This is a genomic window from Streptomyces sp. JHA26, assembly GCF_002005565.1.
In the GTDB taxonomy this organism is placed as follows: domain Bacteria; phylum Actinomycetota; class Actinomycetes; order Streptomycetales; family Streptomycetaceae; genus Streptomyces.
The window spans coordinates 1-2,178 of sequence record NZ_BDJC01000133.1; the positions used below are offsets into that span (position 1 = coordinate 1).

The window sequence follows — 2,178 nt, forward strand, 5'->3', positions numbered from 1 at the left end:
TCACCGCCACCGAGATCGACCGGTTCGACGTGGACACCACGAGCCGCGTCCTCCAGTTCTCCTCACCGAGCTTCGACGCCTCGGTGCTGGAGGTGTGCATGAGCCTGCTGGCGGGCTCGACGCTCGTCGTGCCCACCTCCGGGGTACTGGCTGGCGAAGAACTCGGCGACCTCCTCGCGAAGGCCCGCATCAGCCACGCCCTGATCTCTCCCATGGCACTGGCCAGCGTTCCCTCCACCGACCTCCCCGACTTCCGCACGGTCATCGTCGGAGGCGAAGCCTCTGGCGCCGACCTGGTGGAGCGGTGGTCGGCGGGTCGCCGGATGGTGAACGCCTACGGGCCCACCGAGACGACGGTGTGCACGTCGGTGAGTGACCCGCTGACTGGTGGCGGTGTGGTGCCCATCGGACGTCCCGTGGTCGGAACGCGGGTGTTCGTGCTGGACGGCGGCCTGAAACCGGTGGCTCCGGGTGTGGTGGGTGAGCTGTATGCGGCCGGTGCGGGTCTGGCCCGTGGGTACTGGGGGCGTGCGGGTCTGACGGCGGAGCGTTTCGTCGCCTGTCCGTTCGGTGGTCCGGGTGAGCGTATGTACCGCACCGGGGACCTGGTGCGGTGGCTGCCGGACGGGAACCTGGTGTTCGTGGGCCGGGCCGACGACCAGGTGAAGGTGCGGGGCTTCCGCATCGAACTGGGCGAGGTCGAGTCGGTTCTGGCGGCTTGCCCCGGCGTGGAGCAGAGTGTGGTGATGGTCCGCGAGGACCGTCCCGGGGACCGGCGTCTGGTGGCCTATGTGGTGGCGCCGGGTGTCGAGGCGGGTGAGGTCCGTGCCTTCGCGGGCCGTTCGCTGCCGGGTTACATGGTGCCGGCCGCGGTCGTGGTGCTGGACTCACTGCCTTTGACACCGAACGGGAAGCTGGACCGGCGGGCTCTGCCGGTTCCGGACTTCACGGGCTCGGGTGGGGGCCGTGCGGCGCGGACTCCGCAGGAGGAGATCCTGTGCGGGCTGTTCGCCGAGGTGCTGGGCCTGGACCAGGTCGGGGTGGACGACAACTTCTTCGACTTGGGTGGGCATTCGCTGCTGGCGACGCGTCTGGTGTCCCGGGTGCGGTCGTCCTTCGGTGCGGAGGTGGCCATCCGGGCGTTGTTCGAGGCGCCGACGGTGGCGGAGCTGGCGTTGCGGGTGTCGGGTTCGCCCGGTGCGCGGCGGGCGCTGAAGGCGGTGGAGCGTCCCGAGGTGGTCCCGCTGTCGTTCGCGCAGCGCCGGCTGTGGTTCTTGAACCGGATGGAGCCGGAGTCGGCCGCCTACAACATCCCCGGCGCGCTGCGTCTGACCGGCGCGGTGGACCCGGCGGTGGCCCGGGCGGCCCTGGGTGATGTGGTGGGCCGGCACGAGAGTCTGCGGACGGTGTTCCCGGACGCGGGGGACGGCGAGCCGTGCCAGGTGGTGGTCGACGTGGACCTCGAGGTCCCCGTCGTCCAGATCGACGAGGCTGGTCTGCTGGGGGCGTTGTCGGCCGAGGCGGGCCGGGGGTTCGACCTGTCGGTGGACGCTCCGCTGCGGGTGACCCTGTTCGATCTTCCCGGTGACGAGTTCGTGCTGTTGTTCGTGCTGCACCACATCGCCGGTGACGGCTGGTCGGTGGCTCCGCTGGCCGGTGACTTCTCGACCGCTTATGCGGCGCGGGCCGAGGGCCGGGCGCCGGCGTGGGAACCGCTGCCGGTGCAGTACGCGGACTACACGTTGTGGCAGCGTGAGGTCCTCGGTTCGGAGGAGGACCCCGACAGCGCCATCGCCGCACAGCTCGCCTACTGGCGCGAGCAGCTGGCCGACGCCCCCCAGGAGCTGATGCTGCCGGTGGATCGTCCCCGTCCGGCGGTGTCGTCCTACCGTGGTGATGCCGTCACGTTCACGGTGGATGAGCACCTCTATCAGGGGTTGGTGTCTCTGGCGCGGGAGACGCAGGCGAGTGTGTTCATGGTCGTGCAGAGTGCCCTGGCGGTGCTGCTCAGCCGGCTGGGCGCGGGGGAGGACATCGTTCTCGGTACCGCGGTGGCCGGTCGTACGGACGAGGCGCTGGACCGCCTGATCGGGTTCTTCATCAACACCCTCGTCCTGCGGACCGACGTCTCCGGAGACCCGAAGGTCGCCGAGCTGATCGCCCGTGTCCGCGAAGGGG

1 protein-coding gene is annotated in these 2,178 nt (G+C 70.4%); it reads left to right on the plus strand.

What is annotated here, in order from left to right; all coding sequences use genetic code 11:
- On the plus strand, nucleotides 1-2,178 hold a 2,178-nt coding region (locus JHAT_RS33345), incomplete at both ends, for a condensation domain-containing protein (RefSeq protein ID WP_143660626.1).